The organism is Yersinia nurmii, assembly GCF_001112925.1.
Classification (GTDB): domain Bacteria; phylum Pseudomonadota; class Gammaproteobacteria; order Enterobacterales; family Enterobacteriaceae; genus Yersinia; species Yersinia nurmii.
In genome coordinates, this window is the sequence record NZ_CPYD01000003.1 from 313,719 (window position 1) to 335,750 (window position 22,032).

The window sequence follows — 22,032 nt, forward strand, 5'->3', positions numbered from 1 at the left end:
AAAGAAAAATGCCAGTCAGCTTGCGCTAACTGGCACCTTATTACTCTATAAATCAGGCTGCTTTAGGCAACCTGACTCGATAAAGTTACATCGCTTTACGGGTCAGTTCGATTACGCGTAATTTCGCAATCGCCTTCGCCAGTTCAGCGGATGCCTGAGCATAGTCGACATCACCGTGGGAATTGTTGATATGGGCTTCGGCTTTACGCTTAGATTCCAGCGCCTTAGCCTCGTCCAGATCGGTTCCGCGAATAGCAGTGTCAGCCAATACGATCACAACGCTCGGTTGCACCTCAAGGATGCCGCCAGAAAGATAGATAAACTCTTCCTCACCGAACTGTTTAACAATACGTATCATGCCAGGCTTAATGGCAGTGAGCAGCGGGGCGTGACCAGGGAAAATACCCAACTCACCCTCACTACCCGTCACCTGAATCTTTTGCACTACGCCTGAGAACATTTTCTTCTCGGCGCTCACAACGTCCAGATGGTAAGTCATTGCAGCCATGTCACCCTCCAGTCAACAGCGTTACAGTTTCTTGGCTTTTTCCACTGCTTCTTCAATGGTGCCAACCATGTAGAACGCCTGCTCCGGCAGGTGGTCATAGTCGCCATTCATGATGCCTTTGAAACCACGGATGGTATCTTTCAGCGACACGAATTTACCCGGAGAACCGGTGAAGACTTCTGCCACGAAGAACGGTTGAGACAGGAAGCGCTGGATTTTACGCGCACGGGATACAACCAGTTTGTCATCTTCTGACAACTCGTCCATACCCAGAATCGCGATGATATCTTTCAGTTCCTGGTAACGTTGCAGAATAGACTGCACGCCACGCGCTACATCGTAGTGTTCCTGACCAACAACCAATGGATCAAGCTGACGGCTGGTAGAATCAAGCGGGTCAACCGCCGGGTAGATACCCAGAGAGGCGATTTGACGGCTCAATACCACGGTTGCATCCAAGTGAGCAAAGGTGGTTGCTGGTGATGGGTCAGTCAAGTCATCCGCAGGTACGTAAACGGCCTGTACGGAGGTGATTGAACCCGTCTTGGTGGAAGTGATACGTTCCTGCAACACGCCCATCTCTTCTGCCAGCGTTGGCTGGTAGCCTACCGCAGATGGCATACGACCCAGCAGTGCAGATACTTCTGTACCGGCCAAGGTATAACGGTAAATGTTATCGATGAACAGCAGTACGTCACGACCTTCATCACGGAATTTCTCCGCCATGGTCAGGCCGGTCAATGCTACGCGCAGACGGTTACCCGGTGGCTCATTCATCTGGCCATAAACCAGTGATACTTTGTCCAGAACGTTGGAGTCAGTCATTTCATGGTAGAAATCGTTACCCTCACGAGTACGCTCACCCACGCCGGCAAATACAGAATAACCTGAGTGCTCGATCGCGATGTTACGGATCAGCTCCATCATGTTTACTGTTTTACCTACACCCGCACCACCGAACAGACCAACTTTACCGCCCTTAGCGAACGGACAAATCAGATCCATTACCTTGATACCGGTTTCCAACAGATCCTGTGAGCTGGCAAGCTCTTCGTAAGAAGGCGCTTCGCGGTGGATTGCCCAACGCTCTTCTTCACCGATGGCACCTTTCATGTCGATTGGGTCACCCAATACGTTCATGATACGGCCCAGAGTAGCTTTACCGACTGGCACTTCAATTGGGTGTTCCAGGTTGATTACTTTCAACCCACGGCTCAGACCATCGGAAGAGCCCATTGCGATACAACGAACAACACCGCCACCCAGCTGTTGCTGAACTTCTAGCACTAGCTTGGAAGCCGTGCCTTCGACCTCAAGGGCGTTGTACACTTTTGGTACAGCGTCTTGGGGGAATTCGACGTCCACTACGGCGCCGATTACCTGGATAATCTTTCCAGTAGCCATCTTGAATCCTCTACGTAATACATTTACCCGTCATACTTCACATTGCAGACGCGTTGGCTGTCTTCTTTCACTCCAGTTGCTTACTTCAAGTAAACACCCGGAGGCTCGCTCAGTTGCCGCCTTCCCGCAATATGAACTATTTGGGGTAATAGCCTGGTTAAACCGCGGAGGCTCCCCCGACGATCTCGGTGAGTTCCTGAGTGATGCTGGCCTGACGAGCCTTGTTGTAAACCAACTGCAGCTCTTTGATCAGGCTACCGCCGTTATCGGTGGCGGCTTTCATCGCTACCATTCGCGCGGCCTGTTCGCTAGCCAGGTTTTCAACGACGCCCTGATAAACCTGTGATTCTACATAGCGACGCAGGAGAGTATCCAGCAACGCTTTAGGATCGGGTTCATACAGGTAATCCCAGGATTTCTTCTTCAGCTCGCCGTCTTCCGCTGGTGGAAGAGGTAACAGCTGCATGATCCGTGGTTCCTGAGACATTGTGTTGATAAACTTGTTATTTACTACATACAGTTTGTCTAGGCGGCCTTCATCGTAGGCTTGTAGCATCACTTTCACCGGCCCGATCAGTTCTGACAGCGAAGGGTTATCCCCCATGCCAGTAACCTGAGCAACAATATTGCCGCCCACGGAACCGAAGAAAGATGCCGCTTTGGAACCAATCAGGGCGAGATCGCACTCAACGCCTTTTTCGGACCAAGCTTTCATCTCAGCCAACAGTTTTTTGAACAGGTTAATGTTCAAACCACCACATAGACCACGGTCTGTAGAAACCACCAGATACCCGACGCGTTTAACTTCACGCTCGTCCAGGTAGGGGTGTTTATATTCCAGATTACCTAACGCGAGGTGACCAATCACACTGCGCATCGTTTCTGCATAAGGACGGCTGGCCGCCATGCGTTCCTGCGATTTACGCATTTTGGAGGCGGCGACCATCTCCATGGCTTTGGTGATCTTTTGCGTGTTTTGCACGCTGGCGATCTTGGAACGTATCTCTTTTGCGCCGGCCATTTCTGCTTCTCCTCATTGCCAGACGGCCTGCTTTCCTAACGAAAAGCAGGACCGAATAGCGTTACCAGGACTGGGTTGCCTTGAATGTGTCGAGGATGCCTTTCAGCTTGGCCTCGATCTCATCGTTATACGCGCCAGTTTGGTTGATTTGTTGCAGAAGCTCAGCGTGCTCACGGTCAGCAAAAGCTAACAGCGCAGCTTCAAAGCTACCCACCTTCGCCAGCTCGATATCACCCAGATAACCACGTTCAGCAGCGAACAGAACCAGAGACTGCTGTGCGACAGACATCGGCGCATACTGTTTCTGTTTCAGAAGCTCGGTCACTTTCTGACCGTGGCTCAGCTGTTTACGTGTTGCATCATCCAGATCGGATGCGAACTGGGAGAACGCGGCAAGTTCACGATACTGTGCCAGAGCGGTACGAATACCACCGGACAGTTTTTTCATGATCTTGGTCTGCGCTGCACCACCCACACGAGATACGGAGATACCTGGGTTTACCGCAGGACGAATACCGGCGTTAAACAGGCTGGATTCCAAGAAGATCTGACCATCTGTAATCGAAATTACGTTGGTCGGAACGAACGCGGAAACGTCACCTGCTTGCGTTTCGATGATCGGCAGAGCGGTCAAAGAACCGGTTTTACCTTTCACTTCACCCTTGGTGAATGCTTCAACGTAGTCGGCGTTTACACGCGCAGCACGTTCCAGCAAACGGGAGTGGAGGTAGAATACGTCGCCAGGATAAGCTTCACGGCCTGGTGGACGACGAAGCAGCAAGGAGATTTGACGATATGCAACGGCCTGTTTGGACAGGTCATCATAAATAATCAGCGCATCTTCACCGCGATCGCGGAAATATTCACCCATGGCACAACCGGAGTAAGGTGCCAGGTATTGCAATGCTGCAGATTCAGACGCGGTAGCAACAACCACAATGGTGTTAGCCAAAGCGCCGTGTTCTTCCAGTTTGCGCACTACGTTTGCAACAGTAGAGGCTTTCTGGCCGATAGCAACATACACACATTTGATACCGGAATCGCGCTGGTTAATGATCGCATCAATCGCCAGAGCAGTTTTACCGGTTTGACGGTCACCGATGATCAATTCACGCTGACCACGACCAATTGGAATCATGGCATCAACGGATTTGTAACCCGTCTGAACAGGTTCATCAACGGATTGACGTTCGATAACGCCTGGTGCAATAGCTTCAACGGCTGAGAAGCCGTCGTTTTCTACCGGACCTTTACCATCAATAGGTTCACCCAGAGTATTGACGACGCGACCCAACAGGCCACGACCGACAGGAACTTCCAGGATACGGCCTGTACATTTAACCTTCATGCCTTCAGCAAGATCGGCGTACGGACCCATAACTACTGCACCAACGGAGTCGCGCTCCAGGTTCAGTGCGATAGCGTAACGGTTGCCTGGCAATGCGATCATCTCGCCTTGCATAACTTCGGCCAAACCGTGTACGCGGATGATCCCGTCGCTGACGGAAACAATAGTACCTTCATTGTGAGCTTCGCTCACCACATTGAACTGAGCAATGCGCTGCTTGATCAGTTCGCTGATTTCGGTGGAATTCAGTTGCATATGCTCCAGTCCCCTTAAGACTGCAAGACGTCTGCCAGGCGTTCAAGACGACCGCGAACGCTGCCATCTATCACCATATCGCCTGCGCGTATTACGACGCCGGCCATTACAGACTTATCAATTTTGCAATTCAGCTTAACTTTGCGTGACAGACGTTTTTCCATCGCAGCGGCAATCTTAGCCAGCTGTTCGTCACTCAGTGCACTCGCAGAGGACACTTCAACGTCGACGGTAGACTCTAATGAGGCACGCAGTTGAATAAACTGCTGCAGCACCTCAGGAAGAACCAATAAACGGCCATTCTCCGCCATAACTCGGATAAAGTTCTGTGCGGGCACATCGAGTTGATCACCACAAACGGCAATAAACGTTTTCGACATTGATTCAGGTGCAACTGCACCTGAAAGCAATTCGGCAATCTGTTCATTGCGCGTTACCTGAGCGGTAAACGCCAGCATTTCCTGCCAACGTTCAACCGCCTGGTGCTCAACAGCAAAGTCAAAAGCTGCTTTGGCGTAGGGGCGAGCTACAGTTACAAATTCAGACATCAGCCCCTCCCTCCTTACAGTTCAGCGACCAGTTTATCAACGATGTCGCTGTTAGCAGCTTCATCCACGGAACGTTCGATGATCTTCTCGGCGCCAGCTATTGCCAACATCGCGACTTGCTTACGCAACTCTTCACGAGCGCGCTTACGTTCGGCGTCGATCTCTGCCTGCGCTTGCGCCACGATTTTGTTACGTTCCTGTTCAGCTTCAGTTTTAGCTTCATCAAGGATCTGAGCTTTGCGTTTAGACGCCTGCTCGATGATCACCTGAGCTTCTGCTTTCGCTTTCTTCAGTTGGTCGGTCGCATTGGCTTGCGCTAAGTCCAAATCTTTTTTGGCACGCTCTGCAGAAGAGAGACCGTCAGCAATTTCTTTTTGACGCTTCTCGATGGCAGCCATAATTGGCGGCCATACGTACTTCATACAAAATATGACAAACAGGACAAACGCGATGGCCTGGCCGAGGATTGTTGCGTTAAGATTCACAGCACAATGCCTCTTTCAAAGTTAATAGTTTGGTGTAGTTTCACAGTAGAGAAAATCTCTACTTACGCGACAGCAAACATCACGTACAGACCCAGACCAACAGCGATCATTGGGATGGCGTCAACCAAGCCCATGACGATAAAGAACTGTGTACGCAGCAGAGGAATCAGGTCAGGCTGACGTGCAGCGCCTTCCAAAAATTTACCACCCAGGATGCCGATACCGATCGCAGCACCGATTGCCGCTAAACCCATCATCACAGCGGCAGCCATGTACAGCAGATCCATATTCAGGTTTTCCATGACAGTCTCCAGTTATTTCAGTTAAAACGCAGTAGTGTTATAAGAAAATCAGTGCTCTTCGGATGCCATCGAGAGATAGACAATCGTCAGAACCATGAAGATAAAGGCTTGCAACGTAATAATCAGTATATGGAAAATGGCCCAAGGCACACTTAACAACCACTGAGACCACCACGGCAGCAGGCCAGCAATCAGGATGAAGATCAACTCACCCGCATACATGTTGCCGAACAGTCGCAGACCGAGTGAAACCGGTTTGGACAGCAGGCTGACACCTTCCAGGATCAAGTTGACTGGAATGAATACCGGGTGATTGAACGGCTGCATCGTTAATTCTTTTACGAAGCCGCCTACACCTTTCATTTTGATGCTGTAGAACAGGATAAGGATGAAAACACCCAAAGCCATAGACAAGGTAATGCTTACATCGGCAGTAGGTACCACACGCAGAGCCGGTAATCCAAAGACGTGTTCACCGATGAATGGCAGTAAATCGATAGGTAGCAAGTCCATCATGTTCATCAGGAAGACCCAGACAAACACGGTCAACGCCAGAGGAGCGATCACTTTGCTCTTGCCGTGATACATGTCCTTCACGCTGCTATCGACAAAACCGATAATTAATTCAACGGCGGTCTGCAGTTTACCCGGGACGCCACTGGTGGCACCGGCAGCAACTTTGCGGAACAAAAGCAGAAAAGCTAACCCCAGCACGACAGAGAAGAACAATGAGTCAATGTTCAACGTCCAGAACGATGCAGGGCCAGTAGAGTGGGGATTGACCAACTCGAAGGTACGCAGGTCCAACTGAAGGTTATTCAGATGGTGGCCTATGTAGTCCCTTGGAGTAGAGATTTCTCCTGATGCAGACATGATGCCTCTTACCCTTTTTTAGTTAAATACGATAACTGTTTTAAGTACGGTAACCGCTAATTACGGCCGGTGCCAATATCTGCACAATCAGCACCGATAAATAGGTTAAACCGAGTGGGACAAACGCCGCTTTAAACAGCCCCAAAGCCACAATCAGTAAAATTATCGTAATGATAACCTTTAACCCTTCGCCAATGGCAAACGTCCAAGCAACACGACCCGGAGCCGCTGTTTTTGCCTGATGGCGGCAAGCAAACAGCATGAACATGGCATTTGGCAACCAAGCCGCCAAACCCCCTGCGAATGCAGAAGCACTCCATTCCAAGCCTTTCAAACCGAAAGCAGCGCTGAGAACAACAAAAGTCATTAACTGCAAAAGCAGCAACTTTCGCGCAATTTTCCCGTTGTAAAGGGATACAGGCATGACGTTTGTTCTCTCCCTACCCCTCGATGGGTATACTGAGTGACGTATAAAACTGCCTTTGCCCCAGAGAGTCAAGCAGCAAAAAACGAGCAAATTATACGGTGCACACCAACGAATTCAATCGATAAGTAGCGAAAAGGTGAACAATTATTTAAATTTTCTTCTTTCGGACTCTTTTCACAAGAAATCCCTCGGAATAAATCTCGCATTAATTTGTCTGACTATTCCACTGGCTCTCAATAAAGCGTGCTCTTGCTCACATAACTTAATATTATCTCTTTATATCGAGAACGCTTTTCTTTGTCTTTAACCAAAAGAGCCATTAAAAATATATATAAATCAAAGAATTGAATTTAAACACACTGGAAACATCTTATCTACCGAACAAAAACCTTCCATTGACATTTTCGATAATAATATTGCAACAAGTTGAACACATAAAAACGCAGAATAATGAATCAAAGTAGTTTCATTCGTGATTATACCCTTGCGTCCAGCCTGAACATGTCAATTCCCGGATACATTCTTGTAATAATCAGGTGAATATTTACACATTCACCGTATTAATTACCTCAAACAATTATTCCAGGCGAAATACCTAATTCCGAAAAACTTTATTGCTTTTTTTTGATAAATAACAAACTTAGTTTGGTTTAAGGATAACCAAATGCCGTTCACCATCTAACTCAGGAACCTGTAGTCGAATCACAGACTCCAGTTCAATACCTTGTGGCAAAGTCGATAATTCATCATCAGGGCGCACGCCTTTTAGCGCGTAAAAACGCCCTTCAGGCTTGGCTGGCAGATGATGGCACCAAGACAGCATATCGTCCAAAGAGGCAAACGCTCGGCTTATCACGCCATCAAAACCTGGTTCTCCGCTAAAGTCTTCCACACGGCGCTGTACAGGCTCGATATTAGTCAACCCCAACTCATGCTGTACCTGACGCAAAAAGCGCACACGCTTTCCGAGACTGTCTAGCAGGGTGAAATGTGAGTCAGGGCGCACGATAGCCAGAGGAATGCCAGGTAAACCCGGCCCGGTTCCGACGTCGATAAACCGCTGACCTTGCAAATGAGGGTTAACGACAATGCTATCCAGGATATGGCGAACCAGCATTTGTTCAGGGTCGCGGACTGAAGTCAGGTTATAAGCCTTGTTCCACTTGTGCAGTAGCTCAACGTAGCCAATAAGCTGCTGTTTTTGTTGATCGGGTAACGAAATTCCCGCGCTTTTAAGCAAGGATTCTAATTTTTTTAGCACCACAAGTTCCTCTGGCCATAAGCGGCGTAGCCAGCGTTAATAAGTCATCGAAAAAAAGATTTTCCTGCGTGAGCAGGCGGTTGCTGGTGCGCTAAATCTAGCGCACCGCAGAATACATTCAGGCACTACGACGAAGTAAGCCTTGTTTTTTCAACCAGACCAGCAAGATCGAGATTGCCGCTGGCGTAACGCCAGAAATACGCGATGCCTGACCTATCGAGTTAGGTTTATGATCGTTCAGTTTTGCCGTTACTTCATTCGACAAACCTGAAACCTGGCTGTAATCCAAATCCGCAGGTAGCAACGTGTTCTCATTGCGCAGCTGGCGTTCGATTTCTTCCTGCTGACGGGCAATGTAACCCTCGTATTTCACTTGAATTTCAACCTGATCCGCAGACTGAGGATCGCTCAATGCTGGGCCGAATTTGTCCAGTGAAGTCAGCATGCGATAATCGATTTCAGGACGTCGTAATAATTCTTCGCCATTGGCTTCTTTGGACAAAGGAGCTTTAAGCAGCGCGTTAATTTGCTCGATGTTCTCTGAGTTCGGATGCACCATGATGTCGCGCAGACGCTGGCGTTCTCTCTCGATTTGCTCGATTTTCTGGCTGTAATGAGCCCAGCGAACGTCATCAACTAAACCAAGCTTACGTCCAGTTTCAGTCAGGCGCAGATCGGCATTGTCTTCACGTAGCATCAAGCGGTATTCAGCCCGAGAGGTAAACATGCGATAGGGTTCTTTGGTACCCAAAGTGCTTAAATCGTCTACCAGCACGCCGAGGTAGGCTTCATCACGGCGCGGTGACCAGCCTTCGTCTTCGTTGGCAAAGCGACCTGCGTTGAGGCCAGCCAGCAAGCCTTGAGCCGCCGCTTCTTCGTAACCGGTGGTGCCGTTGATTTGTCCTGCAAAGAACAGCCCCTGAATATATTTACTTTCCAGAGTCGGCTTCAAATCACGTGGATCGAAGAAATCATACTCAATAGCATAACCAGGACGAATAATTCTTGCGTTTTCCATACCTTTCATCGAACGAACGATTTGCATCTGCACATCAAATGGCAAACTGGTGGAAATCCCGTTTGGGTAAATTTCGTTGCTGGTTAAGCCTTCTGGCTCAAGGAAAATCTGGTGCGCATTACGATCGGCGAAGCGCATGACTTTGTCTTCGATCGATGGGCAATAGCGTGGGCCGATCCCTTCAATGATCCCAGCATACATTGGGCTACGATCGAGGTTATTACGGATAACCTCATGGGTTTTTTCATTGGTATAGGTGATATGGCAGGCCATTTGCTTAGGATGCTGTGAGGCATTCCCAAGGAATGAAAATACCGGCACCGGATCGTCACCGAGCTGCGGTGTCAATTGGCTGAAATCGATAGTTCTGGCGTCTATTCGCGGTGGCGTACCGGTTTTCAGGCGATTCACTCGCAATGGTAGTTCACGCAGACGTTGTGATAGTGAGATCGATGGAGGATCGCCTGCACGGCCACCGCTGTAGTTTTCCAGCCCGATGTGAATCTTACCATCCAGGAAGGTCCCTACGGTCAGCACAACAGCTTTGGCGCGGAATTTAAGGCCCATCTGGGTGACAGCACCGACAACCCGATCGTTTTCCACAATGAGATCTTCGACAGGTTGCTGGAAGATCATCAGGTTTGGCTGATTTTCCAATGCGGTACGCACCGCCTGACGGTAAAGAACCCGATCGGCTTGTGCACGAGTTGCTCTGACTGCGGGGCCTTTGCTCGCGTTTAGTATCCTAAACTGAATACCCGCTTGGTCAGTAGCCATCGCCATCAGCCCGCCGAGGGCATCGATCTCTTTTACCAGATGCCCCTTTCCAATACCGCCGATCGCTGGGTTGCAAGACATTTGCCCCAGTGTGTCGATATTGTGCGTCAGCAAGAGGGTCTGACGTCCCATGCGTGCCGCTGCCATTGCAGCCTCTGTGCCTGCATGACCACCACCGATGATGATGACGTCAAATTGATCTGGATAAAACATGGTACTGCACCTCGCCGTTATGCGAATGATCGTTGGTTTGCCCTGGGGTGGGGATTCTACTCAAGTTTAGACGATCGACCAAGTGCCTTGGGATCGCTCTTAATTAAAAGAAGATCTTTTTATTTAAAGATCTCTTTAATTAGATCTTCTATTAGGATCGCGATCATCTGTGGATAAGTGATTATTCACAAATAAGATCATGGGATTAGGAAGGATCGTTTGCTGTGCATGATCGGTGATCCTATTGCGTATAAGCTGGGATCTAAATGGCATGTTATACACAGGTCACAATACGTACAAAGGTTGTTATAGGGATAACTACCGGTTTTACCCTGCTTTTAAGCCTAGTTATCCACAATCGTTCGCGCGATCTTTGAGCGAATTAGAGTAAAATAATCCACTTTTTAACCCATTCCTCAGCGGGATCTTCAGGAATCTCATGCTGAGTGACGTCGATCTCGAGTATTTCACCGATCCGTTTCGCCCCTTTCGCGATCAATTGCTGATCAAGAGAATGGATCGCACCGCAAAAAGTGTCGTACTCGGAACTGCCAAGACCAACGGCCCCAAAGCGAACCTGCGATAAGTCGGGTTGTTGTTGCTCGATTTGTTCAAGCAAAGGCTGAAGATTGTCTGGTAGATCTCCGGCTCCATGAGTCGAAGTCACCAGCAGCCACAGGCCTTCCAGCGTTAATTCGTCTAATTCCGGGCCATGCAAAATTTCAGTGGAGAAACCCGCTTCTTCCAGTTTCTCAGCCAAATGCTCAGCGACATACTCTGCACTGCCAAGAGTGCTGCCACTGATCAACGTAATATCAGCCATAAACAACCCAACCAAAGTAAAGAGGCGGTATTGTACTCTGTGAATCAGCTGGGATCTACCTGTGGACAATATGGGTATAGTTATTTCTTCATTATGGCACGATGGTACGCATAATGGGGTTCTGTAGTGAAATTAACGTCTCGGTAGACTGGATCTCATCAATGGTCTGGATCTTGTTGATAAGTACTTGTTGCAGCGCATCAATGGATCGACACATGACTTTAATAAACACGCTGTAGTGCCCAGTGGTGTAATAGGCTTCTACAACCTCTTCCAGGCTCTCCAGTTTTTTCAGCGCTGAGGGATAGTCTTTGGCGCTTTTTAAAATAATGCCGATAAAACAACACACATCATATCCCAACCGTTTTGGGTCAACGTGAACGCAAGCCGCGGTAATGATGCCTGCCTGCTTCATTTTCTCGACCCGAACATGAATAGTGCCTGGGCTAACGGCAAAATTTTTAGCTAATTCGGCATAAGGTGTCCGTGCATTTTCCATTAATGCGTTCAGGATGCCGCGATCGAGATTATCGATCTGATACATTTCGCTCATATTTACCCCCTGTTTTTATCGATAATGTGTTTTTAACCGATAAAAAATGAATGATTAAAAGTGAAAAGGCAATATTAGTTGTTGGATATTGAATTATAGGTCTGTTCTGTTGCTTAATCGATGTCAAGCCAAACGGCATCCTGATAATTAAGCATTGAGAAAACAGCCATGAAAATACAATTTATCCAGAAACAGCAACAAATCAGCTTCGTAAAATCCTTCTTTTCTCGCCAGCTGGAACAGCAACTGAATCTGATTGAAGTACAGGCTCCTATTCTTAGCCGCGTAGGTGATGGTACTCAGGATAACTTGTCTGGCTCTGAGAAAGCGGTTCAGGTAAAAGTGAAAAGCCTGCCTGATGCGACTTTTGAAGTGGTTCACTCTCTGGCTAAATGGAAACGTAAAACCTTAGGTCGTTTCGATTTCGGAGCCGATCATGGGCTGTACACTCACATGAAAGCTTTGCGTCCTGATGAAGATCGTCTTAGCGCTATTCACTCTGTTTATGTGGATCAGTGGGATTGGGAACGTGTAATGGGTGACGGCGAGCGCAACCTGCCTTACCTGAAATCCACGGTTAACAAGATTTATACTGCTATTAAAGAAACAGAAGCCGCAGTGAGCAAACAATTTGGTATCAAGCCTTTCTTGCCTGAACAGATTCATTTTGTACACAGTGAATCCTTGCGTGCTCGCTTCCCGGATCTGGATGCTAAAGGTCGTGAACGTGCGATTGCTAAAGAGTTAGGTGCTGTATTCCTGATGGGTATCGGTGGCAAGTTAGCAGACGGTCAATCTCATGACGTTCGTGCACCGGATTATGATGACTGGACGTCGCCAAGCGCTGAAGGTTTTGCTGGTCTGAACGGTGACATTATTGTCTGGAACCCAGTTCTGGAAGATGCGTTTGAGATTTCTTCCATGGGTATTCGTGTGGATGCCGAAACGTTGAAACGCCAGCTGGCGTTGACCGCAGATGAAGATCGCCTGAAGCTGGAATGGCATCAGTCACTGCTGCGCGGTGAAATGCCTCAGACTATCGGCGGCGGCATTGGTCAATCCCGTTTAGTGATGTTACTGCTGCAACAGCAGCATATTGGTCAGGTGCAGTGCGGCGTTTGGGGCCAGGAAATCTGCGAGAAAGTGGATGGCCTGCTGTAATTAGGTATAGCTTTAACCGATAGAATTATCAGGCAGCCCGGCAGTATCGCCGGGTTGCCTATTTTGTTTCCTATCAGGGCATTCTTCGTCCCTATTATAGTTTCCTCTTTTTTATCTTCTAACTGTCTATTGCTACTTCAATCTCTTGCCTTTTTAATCACTTATTCGCCGAAGTAATAAAGAATAGTTCGGCTATGCCGATAGTTTCTGCGATTCTGGAACTTATATACAGCCGACCTGACGCTCAGATGCCCTTTCCTGCGCTAAGGCAAATAAGGAAATTGACAAAGATGGCATCCACCTTCCGCTCCCTTGCTCCATATATAGAACAGCGTGAACATTTACGCTCATTATTGGCTTCCCATCAATTTGATGCGCTTGATTCTCTGCTGGATGCCGCAGCGCTACGTTGGTTGGAGAGTTCTTCTCAACCCTTTGATTATGATTGGATCATCAACACTCTTTTCGATCCGGCAGAGGTTGCTACAGACACGCTTTCAAACCTGAATGCCTGGATTAAACACAAGCCAATGTCTTATCACGGGCGTTTGCTGCATGGTTGTTATTGGGAGGCAGCGGCGGCGCGCATTCGTACCTCGAACGGTGGAGAATACGTCTCTGACGATCGCTGGGTTGGCGCTCAACTCGCGCGTGATTTGGGGCTGATCTCCTATCTGCGCGCTATTTCGCTGCATGAGCGCCCGGCTTACGCATTGCGTCGGATGTTACGTTTAACCGCGTATCTGGGCGAGCCGCAGTGGTTGTACGATTTGGCTCATGGGCATGAACCAACAAATTACGTGCAATTCCAAGCTGAAACCGAGTCGGAAGTGTGGGAAGCGGGTCTACGCCGTCTGTTGGCTGAAGGCGGTGATTTGGCGTCTATTCCACAGGCATTGCCTGAGAGTCTCCCTGCCCGTCGGTCTGAGAATGTTAAAACCTATTGGCTCAACGCGACTTTGGCTATTCGTCCTCAGGACGTTGGCGTTCGTAATGAATATCTTTACTTCCTTTATCCGCGTTGGGGCGGTAGCCATGAGCAAATGGCGGAATTTATCGAAGGGCCGGTTTGTGCCGTACTCAGCGAGCAAAACCTCAATCTTCTATGGATTACAAAGGCTTGGGATTTCCTCGGTTATTCCATCTATTTCCCTGATAAAGAGCAAGCCGACGATATTGCTTACTGCTGTGATGCGTTTGAGCAACTGTTAGCGTTGGATCTTGAAGACGATCAGCGTGCGCGCGTGTTGTATCAATACGCTAATTTCCTTGCTCATTATGGTAATCAGGACGGTGTCTGGCAGCCGGAAAGAATGCAGCCTTGCTACGATCTGTTAGCGCAAGCTTGGCAAGTCAATCCAGCTATAGCCAATCCGCAAATGGGGCTGGATACATTGATGAGTTGCATTAATTTCGCGCACATCAATGATAGCCATAACTTATTACCGCAATGGTTGGAACGGTTACAACTATGGGGAAACGATAAATACGCGGTAATTCTGGCGGGAGTCGCCAGTAAATTCGGATTGTACGGCATAAAGAAAGGCCAGTTTAATCATCAGACGTTATTGGCCCGAGCAGCACATCTGGACTCTGAAGATGTGGATGTCGGGCAAGCCGCTGCGAACCTGTTTGGTTCGGTATCGGAAGAGGCTGGAATATATTTACTACAACAGGCCTGTGAGTGGGGCGACACTTCGGCAATGGCGACGTTATCAGACGTCTACGCCGGTGTGTTATCCCGCCAGAATGGGCGCGATATGGAAACCTATAAAAATAACGAATTAAGGACGTACTGGATGGAACGAGCCGCAGACGGCGGTGATGCGACCTGTCAGTACAATTTTGCCTATGAAATTATTGAAGATAATGAGCAACTCAGTTCAGAGCAGTATCAGCAGGCCAGGGTATTACTGCTAAATGCTATGAATACGCCGAATGTACGCCGAGACGTATGGGAACGTTCGACGCGTCGACTAGCGACATTATTGATGTTTAGCGATATTCAAGCTGATATGGAACTCTGTCTTGACGTTGTGCTGCCTGCGCTGTGGAGTGATGAGGAAGCGCCAAACCACGTCTTTGCTGCGGGTTATTATGCGCTGGCATTTCATTTGGGTGCTGGATGTAATCGTAACAGCTATCTGGCTAAAGTCTGGCTGGAACGCGGGTTGGAAATCGATCCCGATGATAGCTATTTAGCTGACCGCGCGACTGAAATATATCGCTATAAAGAGCTGTTGGGCAGTGTTCGCGCCAAAATGGGGTTCGGCAGAGATAAAAAGCTGATGGATCAACGCGGATATAATCTGACATTTGATGAGTAAGCCGCAAGTACAGGCTATTGCTGGAAAAAATAGTCTGCTCTGTTTCATCATCATTCCCTCTATATAGAATAGAGAAAAGCCGTATGTAGAGAAAACCAGCCCGGTTATTACCACCAGCGTAATTTTCGGGCTGTTTGTTATCTGGTTCTAAGCAGTTGTTCAGTCTGCTTTCTTATTTATCGCCTATCCTCATCATAGTTAGAGATTTAAAAACCGCACAAACAACATGGAAGGTTAAATACTCGCTATGGCTCTATCACACTCTATTCGCCACTATTTACATGCTCGTCCACGTTTTTTGCTTTCCGTCGGTGCTGGCGTCGTCAGCTTTTTATTATTGCCGTCCGATCTGAGCGTTCTGTTTCGGTTGATGGCTAGCTGGAATCTAGGGGCTTGGATATATTTGATTTGCCTGTGGTTGCTGATGTTACGCACTGAGTCAACCCAGGTCAGGCTGGTTGCCAAAGTTCAGGATCAAAGCGCTAGCGCCGTGTTGGCTATTGTCTCTATGGCTTGCCTGGTTAGTATTTTGGTGATTCTGTTTGCTCTGAGCAAAGCCAATACGTTATCCGATGGAATGAAAGTGCTGAATCTGTTACTAACGGGAACGACGTTATTAGTATCTTGGCTACTGTTGCCCACCGCTTTTACCATGCACTATGCCCACCTTTTTTATCTGGAAAGGCCCATACCAGAAAAAACGTTGCCGCTGATTTTCCCTGGGGATATCACCAAACCTACTTATTGGGATTTCCTTTATTTCACCTTTACCATCAGTGTGGCGTCGCAAACTGCCGATGTGTCTATCGGCAACTCAGATGTCCGCCGTATCGTTTTGCTGCAGTCGGTTTTATCTTTTATTTTTAATATGACGATTCTTGGGCTGTCGATAAACGTCGGTGCCGGATTACTGAATTAAGAATATACGTCGATTAACGCTGCCAACGGCGCATCAGGCGACTTTTCAATCCGGTATCAAAGCGCCAGATATGGTCGAATATCCGCATGATTCCAGGCTTGCCATAGGCTGACATCGCAACCGCATGGAAACGATGTTGGTGTGCTTGCTGCTGGATTTTGATGCGTCGGATTAATTCTTCTGGTAATCGCTGCGCCACAAAATCGGAAATAATCACCGCGTCGGCGTCATACCATTCTCTGTCGTCCATTTTGGTCAGCGTAGCGGATAGGCAGGCTGCCAGATCCGTTCCGCCCCGAAAACGCTGGCTGAGGAAGCGAATCGCCTGTTCGAGTCCGCTGGATGCGGAGAGTTCGTAGTGAATGATTTCTGTGGCGAATAACATAATGTAGCAACGGCGGTTGTCTTCCAACGCGATACGCAGCAACGCGAGGCAAAAGGCTTTAGCGCACTGTTCATTGAATCCCCCCATCGACCCTGAAGTATCTACACAGACAATAAAAGGGCCGCGCGGCTGTTGATCGCTATTTTTTAAACTGACTGGCCGCTGTAACTGCTGTTCTTGCCAGGCATCACCCTGTAGCCGATAAGTCAGCAACCGGCGTTCCAAGAGGCGACGGTAAAACTCGAATTCCAGCTCGCTCATGCCGAGCATCACCAGTTCGGTTGGCAGTAAACGCAGAATGTCATTACTTTGATGAATACCACTGACTTCCTCAGGCACGGCGTCTGGCATTCGCACCATCACCGAGTAAGGTTCGAAGCGAGCATCTGGCGTCGGTAATGCCTTAGCGGAACGGCTGCGCCCTAGCTGTTCGGCCAGTTTTTGTAATTCCGGCTGCTGTTGCAAAAAATCACCGTACTGCAGCAATAACTGATAATCCCCGCGCTGTAATTTCCCCTGACTCATATCCCACAGTCGGCCTGCGGCGGTGTCGTTATCCGCTAGTATGGGCTCCAAGGCCCCGGTCAGCGCCAGCCGCTGCTGCAATTCGGCCAGTAGCTGCTCGCGTTCCTGTTCTAACAGCTGGTGGTGAAGCGTAACGGTTTGTACCGTCAAACTGATGCGCCAGCGTTGTAAAAACAGCGTTTGCAGGCTATCGCCGTGGGGGGGATTGTTGGCCAGATCGGCGGCTTCCAACATGGATCGTGCCTGAGTCGCGAAAGGAGAATGGATCTTCTCCATATTTTCCACCACTTCCCAGACCTGCTGATAAAAGGTCACGCTGTCCTGAAGCTGGCAGCGCTGATAGAGCGTAAATTCGTTAGCCAGCGCCGGTGGCACCTTTGCTTCGTGAATTCGTTGCTGCAGTTTGAGTTTCCAGCCGGGGATGTCTTTCATCAGAGCACGTTTCATTCGAGGGAACTTCTCAAAGAAAATAGCCAACTGTGGCGCGGCCAACAGACCGATCACCAGTTCATCTATCAGTTGGTTTTCACTGATGGACAGCAGCATATCCAATGTTGCCAAGCTGAGCACGGCTATTGCCCACGCAATTTTTGGTGCTGCTGTTTCGTCTGCTCAGCAACCTGTAGCAAGCTGGCTTCGATTTTTGCCAGCCAGCTTGAAGGTGTGAACAGGCAGGGTTGGTGCTGGCTAAACTGTCTGCGTTGTTCAGAGAGACGGATTTCCAAATCACTCATTTGAGTTAACAATGATTCTGGCACTGCACCGGCTGATTCACCCGGCAGCGAAACAACCGCGCCCTGACGGCTAACGTCCAAAATAACCAAGTGCTGGCGATCGTCAATTTCGGCATCAATGCTCTGTGCGAAACCGACGCCATTCAGTTTGGCACGTAGCACGCCGCCTTTGTTTAGCCATTGCAACAGAGAGTCACGCTCAATTTGCAGATGATTGACTTGAATATCGTGCAAATTCAGCGGTTTTTGTAGGAAAAATGTCAAAGTTGCGTCTGTCAGATTTTCTGGCAGAGAATATTGGGGCTTACGGCTGAATATGCCGTTCTGCTTTACCAACGTGAGCGCTTGCCGGTCGCTTTGCTGTTGCTGATGGTGCAGCCATTGAGCCTGAATATGTTGGAGCTGAGTGATGAGTAGCTGTTGCTGATAGCCTTGCTCACATAACAGCTGTTCTAACTGTTGCTGGAGTAGTTTGAGAGAGTTAAGGTCATGCCACAGGCAATCTTTCAGCAAAATCATATCGATAGGCGCAATGGCATCGCGACCGCTGAAAAAGGCGCTGGCTTGCAGCAAACGCAGGGCTTTTTTCCAACGTCGATCAGAAACATAAGGCGCCTGTTCTAAGGCACCTAAGCGTTGACGTAACTGGAAAATAAGTTCGAAACAATGATCGGGTAGCGTAATTTTATCTATCTGTGGTTGCCACTGATGAAACTCGTCATCGCTGATACTGAGATTTTCCGCCACCGGATTATGGTTTTCGTTTTGACGCGTTAATAGTAATGAGCGGAAATTTTGTTTTTCCTGCACTCGATCTAACCACAGGCGAATTAGCATACGGTCATAAAGAGCCTCCAGGCTGCTATCGGCATCGGGCAGTTCGTTGGATGCCGTAACCAACAGGCGCATTGGAATGCTTTCTTCTTTGTCACCGTTGCGAAAACGCCGTTCGTTAATCGCTGTCAGCAAAGTATTCAGAATCGCCGGGCCCGCTTTCCAGATTTCATCCAGAAAAACGATTTCCGCCTCCGGCAGATAACCGTTGGTCATTCGTTGGTAACGCCCTTCTTCTTTCAGCGCCTGAATGGATAGCGGGCCAAAGACTTCTTCCGGCGTTGAAAAACGCGTCATCAGGTATTCAAAAGCCCTAGCATTGCGGAAGGCAAACTTTAGGCGGCGGGCAATCAAACTTTTAGCAATCCCCGGTGGACCAAGTAAAAACACGCTTTCTCCGCTCAAAGCGGCGAGCAGACATAAGCGTATCGCTTCCTGCCTTTCATACAGTCCGGTTTCCAGCGCGTTACTTAAACGGGATATTCTGTCTGCTAACTGCGTTGATTGCGCCATAATTATCCTAAATGGTCGATGCGTGAACTGATTTTTACCCAAGAGGTAGAGATTAAACCATCTTTTTTTTAATGTTATAGCTTCTTGATTAGTAAAATCTTTATGTTATTGATGATGCTTACCTCATCATTTATTGCCTTCTTTATCTCTCGATTTAAGGGTAGGCAATTAGTGTAAATCGTGCATACTGTGCGCCTTTTGGTGAGCGTCAAGGGACAGGGAACCGTCGGTTGGGTTCTTAAACGCACGCATCAGCTTATGGATGTTCTAGCAAAAAGAAACAAATTATGAGCACAGAACATAAACGATCTTTATCGGCAGTAACCCTTGCAGCAATAGGGGTAGTGTACGGTGATATTGGTACCAGTCCTCTTTATACCTTAAGAGAATGTTTTTCTGGTCATTATGGTTTTGACGTGCGTCCTGACGTCGTATTTGGTTTTCTCTCTCTGATATTCTGGATGTTAATCCTGATTGTCTCGCTAAAATATCTCACCTATGTGATGCGAGCCGATAACGCCGGTGAAGGCGGGATTTTAACCCTGATGTCTCTGGCGGGCAGGAACACGTCCTCCCGTGCAACGTCGATATTGGTCATACTTGGCCTGATAGGCGGCAGTTTTTTCTATGGCGAGGTCGTGATCACTCCTGCGATCTCGGTGATGTCGGCGATAGAAGGTTTGGAAATAGCGGCCCCCGCCCTCGATCCTTATATCGTTCCCTGTTCGATTGCCGTTCTGACTTTACTGTTTGCCATTCAAAAACACGGCACCGGTAGCGTGGGCAAACTCTTTGCACCGGTCATGTTAGTTTGGTTCCTGACATTAGCGGTGCTGGGTATTCGGGGCATTATGGATAACCCGGAAGTGCTCAATGCAATGAATCCAAAGTGGGCGCTGGCCTTCTTTGCAGAATACAAAACGGTTTCTTTCTTTGCCTTAGGTGCGGTAGTGCTGGCAATTACCGGCGTAGAGGCACTGTATGCAGATATGGGGCATTTCGGTAAGTTCCCTATTCGTCTAGCCTGGTTCACCGTGGTGCTGCCTTCGTTAGTGCTGAACTACTTTGGTCAGGGCGCACTGTTGCTGAAAAATCCAGAAGCGATAAAAAACCCCTTCTTCCTGTTGGCTCCCGATTGGGCGCTGATTCCATTGTTGGTGCTAGCAACGTTAGCGACGGTTATTGCCTCGCAGGCCGTGATTTCTGGCGTATTCTCCCTGACCCGTCAGGCGGTGCGTTTAGGCTATTTACCGCCAATGCGCATTATCCATACTTCAGAAATGGAGTCTGGCCAGATCTATATTCCCGTAATTAACTGGACGCTATATATCGCCGTAGTATTAGTGATCATCGGCTTTGAACGTTCCAGTAACCTAGCTGCGGCCTACGGTATTGCCGTTACTGGCACCATGGTATTGACCAGTATTCTGTTCTGCACCGTGGCTCTGAAAAACTGGCACTGGAATCGGGTATTCGTAGCCTGCTTATTGATGATATTACTGATCATCGATATCCCTATGTTTTCCGCTAACGCCTTGAAGCTGTTCTCAGGCGGTTGGCTGCCTCTGACAATGGGCCTGGTGATGTTCATCATCATGACCACTTGGAAAAGCGAGCGTTTCCGTTTACTGCGCCGGATGCATGAACACGGTAATTCTCTGGAAGCGATGATCGCCTCACTTGAGAAGTCGCCACCGGTGCGGGTTTCAGGTACGGCGGTATATATGTCGCGTGCCATGAATGTGATTCCTTTCGCGCTATTGCATAACCTCAAACACAATAAAGTGCTGCATGAGCGCGTCGTATTGCTGACGCTGCGGACTGAGGATGCGCCTTATGTACACAACGTTCGCCGTGTGACTATTGAGCAGCTTTCACCGACCTTCTGGCGTGTGGTGGCGAGCTACGGCTGGCGAGAAACGCCGAACGTGGAGGAAATCTTCCACCGCTGTGGTCTGGAAGGGCTACCTTGCCAGATGATGGAAACCTCCTTCTTTATGTCCCACGAGTCGTTAATATTGTCGAAACGGCCTTGGTATTTGTTCCTGCGCGGTAAACTGTTTATGGCTCTGAGCCGCAATGCGCTGCGCGCGCCGGATCAGTTCGAAATTCCGCCTAATCGAGTGATTGAACTAGGAACTCAGGTAGAAATTTAGTTATCTAAGGCCGTCGTAATGACGGCCTTTTTGCTTTGTGTACTGATACGCATTGACTTTTTATCCGCAGAGTTTCCCCACAACTTAATTTTCCGAAGTATTCAGCCAGTTAATTCATTCTTGTTTAATCGTACAGCGAAACGTTTCGATGGCGATCACAAATTCGCCAAATTAGGTTTGCCTTCTGCTGTCTTTTTTTTAAACTTATCCACCAGCGAAACGTTTCGCTGTCGGAGCAAAAAATGAAAAAAGGCGTATTACTGAATTCTGATATTTCCGCGGTTATCTCCCGATTAGGTCATACGGATCAAATCGTCATAGCGGATGCTGGGCTGCCGATTCCGGCCAGTACCACCCGCATCGATTTGGCGCTAACACAGGGTGTACCTGGCTTCCTCCAGGTGCTGTCGGTGGTAACGCAGGAAATGCAGGTAGAAAGCGCTATTTTGGCGGAAGAGATCGCGAAGAATAATCCGCAGCTCCATGAAGCTTTGCTGACACAACTGAAACAACTTGAGCAACACCAGGGAAACTCCATTGCTTTGCACTATGTCAGCCACGAGGCTTTCAAAGAGCAAACAAAACATAGCCATGCGGTCATCCGTAGCGGGGAATGTTCACCTTTTGCGAACGTGATTCTCTGCGCTGGCGTAACTTTCTGA

The 22,032-nt window shown here is 48.6% G+C and carries 20 protein-coding genes; 5 read left to right on the forward strand and 15 right to left on the reverse strand.

The annotated features are described in order from the left end of the window. Positions 1-85: 85 nt before the first annotated feature. From AD970_RS06140 to asnC, 13 genes are all read right to left on the reverse strand, one after another. Positions 86-508, reverse strand: a complete 423-nt coding sequence (locus AD970_RS06140) for a F0F1 ATP synthase subunit epsilon (protein ID WP_038242203.1) — start codon at positions 506-508, stop codon at positions 86-88. A 21-nt stretch (positions 509-529) separates the two neighbouring features. Then, positions 530-1,912 (reverse strand): F0F1 ATP synthase subunit beta, encoded by a 1,383-nt coding sequence (gene atpD, locus AD970_RS06145; protein WP_049597432.1) that lies wholly within the window; start codon positions 1,910-1,912, stop codon positions 530-532. Positions 1,913-2,069: 157 nt separating this feature from the next. After that, complete coding sequence (gene atpG, locus AD970_RS06150) at positions 2,070-2,933, reverse strand: F0F1 ATP synthase subunit gamma (protein WP_049597433.1); 864 nt, start codon at positions 2,931-2,933, stop codon at positions 2,070-2,072. Between the two features lie 61 nt (positions 2,934-2,994). After that, positions 2,995-4,536, reverse strand: a complete 1,542-nt coding sequence (atpA, locus tag AD970_RS06155) for a F0F1 ATP synthase subunit alpha (RefSeq protein ID WP_004393033.1) — start codon at positions 4,534-4,536, stop codon at positions 2,995-2,997. A gap of 14 nt (positions 4,537-4,550) precedes the next feature. Further along, positions 4,551-5,084 carry a F0F1 ATP synthase subunit delta gene (gene atpH, locus AD970_RS06160; protein WP_049597434.1) on the reverse strand — a complete coding sequence of 178 codons (534 nt, stop codon included), beginning with the start codon at positions 5,082-5,084 and terminating at the stop codon, positions 4,551-4,553. Positions 5,085-5,098: 14 nt separating this feature from the next. Next, positions 5,099-5,569: a F0F1 ATP synthase subunit B gene (gene atpF / locus AD970_RS06165; protein ID WP_049597435.1), complete on the reverse strand. Its 471-nt coding sequence runs from the start codon at positions 5,567-5,569 to the stop codon at positions 5,099-5,101. Between the two features lie 62 nt (positions 5,570-5,631). Further along, a complete protein-coding gene (atpE, locus tag AD970_RS06170) occupies positions 5,632-5,871 on the reverse strand; it encodes a F0F1 ATP synthase subunit C (RefSeq protein ID WP_000429386.1) in 240 nt (79 codons plus the stop codon). A 48-nt stretch (positions 5,872-5,919) separates the two neighbouring features. Continuing rightward, positions 5,920-6,744 carry a F0F1 ATP synthase subunit A gene (gene atpB / locus AD970_RS06175; protein ID WP_049597436.1) on the reverse strand — a complete coding sequence of 275 codons (825 nt, stop codon included), beginning with the start codon at positions 6,742-6,744 and terminating at the stop codon, positions 5,920-5,922. Between the two features lie 40 nt (positions 6,745-6,784). Further along, a complete protein-coding gene (atpI, locus tag AD970_RS06180) occupies positions 6,785-7,168 on the reverse strand; it encodes a F0F1 ATP synthase subunit I (protein ID WP_049597437.1) in 384 nt (127 codons plus the stop codon). 643 nt (positions 7,169-7,811) lie between these two features. Next, a complete protein-coding gene (gene rsmG / locus AD970_RS06185) occupies positions 7,812-8,432 on the reverse strand; it encodes a 16S rRNA (guanine(527)-N(7))-methyltransferase RsmG (protein WP_049597438.1) in 621 nt (206 codons plus the stop codon). Positions 8,433-8,550: 118 nt separating this feature from the next. Continuing rightward, positions 8,551-10,440 (reverse strand): tRNA uridine-5-carboxymethylaminomethyl(34) synthesis enzyme MnmG, encoded by a 1,890-nt coding sequence (mnmG, locus tag AD970_RS06190; RefSeq protein WP_049597439.1) that lies wholly within the window; start codon positions 10,438-10,440, stop codon positions 8,551-8,553. Positions 10,441-10,822: 382 nt separating this feature from the next. Then, the gene (gene mioC / locus AD970_RS06195; protein WP_049597440.1) at positions 10,823-11,263 is read right to left on the reverse strand and encodes an FMN-binding protein MioC; all 441 of its coding nucleotides are present in this window, start codon (positions 11,261-11,263) and stop codon (positions 10,823-10,825) included. A 91-nt stretch (positions 11,264-11,354) separates the two neighbouring features. Beyond that, a complete protein-coding gene (gene asnC / locus AD970_RS06200; RefSeq protein ID WP_049597441.1) occupies positions 11,355-11,816 on the reverse strand; it encodes a transcriptional regulator AsnC in 462 nt (153 codons plus the stop codon). A gap of 168 nt (positions 11,817-11,984) precedes the next feature. On the opposite strand from asnC, the gene asnA reads away from it, so the two are divergent. From asnA to AD970_RS06215, 3 genes are all read left to right on the forward strand, one after another. Then, the gene (asnA, locus tag AD970_RS06205; RefSeq protein WP_049597442.1) at positions 11,985-12,977 is read left to right on the forward strand and encodes an aspartate--ammonia ligase; all 993 of its coding nucleotides are present in this window, start codon (positions 11,985-11,987) and stop codon (positions 12,975-12,977) included. 290 nt (positions 12,978-13,267) lie between these two features. Beyond that, on the forward strand, positions 13,268-15,304 hold the full coding sequence (locus AD970_RS06210; protein ID WP_049597443.1) for a DUF4034 domain-containing protein: 2,037 nt from the start codon (positions 13,268-13,270) through the stop codon (positions 15,302-15,304). Between the two features lie 247 nt (positions 15,305-15,551). After that, a complete protein-coding gene (locus tag AD970_RS06215) occupies positions 15,552-16,223 on the forward strand; it encodes a DUF1345 domain-containing protein (RefSeq protein ID WP_049597444.1) in 672 nt (223 codons plus the stop codon). A gap of 13 nt (positions 16,224-16,236) precedes the next feature. Here the strand turns inward: AD970_RS06215 and viaA are convergent, their stop codons facing one another. Then, positions 16,237-17,703, reverse strand: coding sequence for an ATPase RavA stimulator ViaA (gene viaA / locus AD970_RS06220; RefSeq protein ID WP_049597445.1), 1,467 nt, complete (start codon positions 17,701-17,703; stop codon positions 16,237-16,239). Between the two features lie 2 nt (positions 17,704-17,705). After that, positions 17,706-19,214: an ATPase RavA gene (gene ravA / locus AD970_RS06225; RefSeq protein ID WP_049597446.1), complete on the reverse strand. Its 1,509-nt coding sequence runs from the start codon at positions 19,212-19,214 to the stop codon at positions 17,706-17,708. Between the two features lie 287 nt (positions 19,215-19,501). Here ravA and kup point away from each other — a divergent pair, with 287 nt between their 5' ends. Then, the gene (gene kup / locus AD970_RS06230; protein WP_049597447.1) at positions 19,502-21,370 is read left to right on the forward strand and encodes a low affinity potassium transporter Kup; all 1,869 of its coding nucleotides are present in this window, start codon (positions 19,502-19,504) and stop codon (positions 21,368-21,370) included. A 242-nt stretch (positions 21,371-21,612) separates the two neighbouring features. After that, positions 21,613-22,032: a D-ribose pyranase gene (gene rbsD, locus AD970_RS06240; RefSeq protein ID WP_049597449.1), complete on the forward strand. Its 420-nt coding sequence runs from the start codon at positions 21,613-21,615 to the stop codon at positions 22,030-22,032.

Bases quoted from the DNA above. Each gene is read 5' to 3' on its own strand.
- AD970_RS06140 (WP_038242203.1), bottom strand. From the start codon at position 508: ATGGCTGCAATGACTTACCATCTGGACGTTGTGAGCGCCGAGAAGAAA.
- atpD (WP_049597432.1), bottom strand. From the start codon at position 1,912: ATGGCTACTGGAAAGATTATCCAGGTAATCGGCGCCGTAGTGGACGTC.
- atpG (WP_049597433.1), bottom strand. From the start codon at position 2,933: ATGGCCGGCGCAAAAGAGATACGTTCCAAGATCGCCAGCGTGCAAAAC.
- atpA (WP_004393033.1), bottom strand. From the start codon at position 4,536: ATGCAACTGAATTCCACCGAAATCAGCGAACTGATCAAGCAGCGCATT.
- atpH (WP_049597434.1), bottom strand. From the start codon at position 5,084: ATGTCTGAATTTGTAACTGTAGCTCGCCCCTACGCCAAAGCAGCTTTT.
- atpE (WP_000429386.1), bottom strand. From the start codon at position 5,871: ATGGAAAACCTGAATATGGATCTGCTGTACATGGCTGCCGCTGTGATG.
- atpB (WP_049597436.1), bottom strand. From the start codon at position 6,744: ATGTCTGCATCAGGAGAAATCTCTACTCCAAGGGACTACATAGGCCAC.
- atpI (WP_049597437.1), bottom strand. From the start codon at position 7,168: ATGCCTGTATCCCTTTACAACGGGAAAATTGCGCGAAAGTTGCTGCTT.
- mnmG (WP_049597439.1), bottom strand. From the start codon at position 10,440: ATGTTTTATCCAGATCAATTTGACGTCATCATCATCGGTGGTGGTCAT.
- mioC (WP_049597440.1), bottom strand. From the start codon at position 11,263: ATGGCTGATATTACGTTGATCAGTGGCAGCACTCTTGGCAGTGCAGAG.
- asnC (WP_049597441.1), bottom strand. From the start codon at position 11,816: ATGAGCGAAATGTATCAGATCGATAATCTCGATCGCGGCATCCTGAAC.
- asnA (WP_049597442.1), top strand. From the start codon at position 11,985: ATGAAAATACAATTTATCCAGAAACAGCAACAAATCAGCTTCGTAAAA.
- AD970_RS06210 (WP_049597443.1), top strand. From the start codon at position 13,268: ATGGCATCCACCTTCCGCTCCCTTGCTCCATATATAGAACAGCGTGAA.
- AD970_RS06215 (WP_049597444.1), top strand. From the start codon at position 15,552: ATGGCTCTATCACACTCTATTCGCCACTATTTACATGCTCGTCCACGT.
- ravA (WP_049597446.1), bottom strand. From the start codon at position 19,214: ATGGCGCAATCAACGCAGTTAGCAGACAGAATATCCCGTTTAAGTAAC.
- kup (WP_049597447.1), top strand. From the start codon at position 19,502: ATGAGCACAGAACATAAACGATCTTTATCGGCAGTAACCCTTGCAGCA.
- rbsD (WP_049597449.1), top strand. From the start codon at position 21,613: ATGAAAAAAGGCGTATTACTGAATTCTGATATTTCCGCGGTTATCTCC.